The 768-nt window shown below is 66.4% G+C and carries 1 protein-coding gene; it reads left to right on the top strand.

What is annotated here, in order from left to right; all coding sequences use genetic code 11:
• The first annotated feature begins 132 nt into the window (after window positions 1-132).
• Window positions 133-696, top strand: coding sequence for an Hsp20/alpha crystallin family protein (locus tag MJ783_RS17655; RefSeq protein WP_239311688.1), 564 nt, complete (start codon window positions 133-135; stop codon window positions 694-696).
• The last annotated feature ends 72 nt before the right edge of the window (window positions 697-768 follow it).

The raw sequence follows: 768 nt of genomic DNA, 5'->3' as shown, positions 1-768 counted from the left end.
CCTCGGCCGCCCCTCGGCCCTGGTATTGATCCACTTTCCTGGCGCTGTTTGCGTCTTCGGGGAGCGGATAGGAGCGCAGGGGGGATGGGCTCCCATCCCCCCTGCCAGTGACCGCCAGGGAGGAAGCCGACAATGACCTCGTTGTCCGTTATGAGCCGTCCGACGCCAGTCACTCGACGGGGCTGGGACCCGTTCGCCGAGTTCGGTGATCTCTACGAACGGATGGGCCGCCTGCTGGATGTATCGCTGCCGGACCTCATGCCGCGGGAAGGCCGCTCGTGGACACCCGCGATCGACATGGAGGAGACCGAGAACTCCTACATCATCGAAGCGGATCTGCCCGGTACTCCCGCCAACACCGTCAACATCGACGTCCGGGGGAACGAGGTGAGCATCACCGCTGACATCCAGGCCCGGGAACACCGCGGCGTGATGCGTCAGCAGATGCGCCGGATGGGCCGGTATGAATGTACCGTGCGGCTGCCCGGGGAGGTGGATGCGGAGAAGTCCGCGGCCCAGGCGGCCGACGGTGTGCTTCAGCTGACACTGCCGAAGCTCTCGTCGACCGCGAGCCGCCACGTCCCGGTGATCGAGGCCGGCGAGCGTGCCATGACTGAAACGCGTGCTGCCGAGACAGCTGAGGACCGCTCCGCGACCGGCCGGGCAGCCGGTTCCGACAGGAGCGCCCGGCAATAGCTCGGCAATAGGGCAATGTTTCGACAGCCATCTGACTGGCACGAGGCGCGTGCCCTATTGCCGGAGCCTCTT

This window comes from Protofrankia sp. Cj3, from assembly GCF_917627355.1.
Classification (GTDB): Bacteria; Actinomycetota; Actinomycetes; order Frankiales; family Frankiaceae; genus Protofrankia.
The sequence above is the reverse complement of the archived record's forward strand: the minus strand, read 5'-3'. Positions and strand labels throughout refer to the sequence as shown.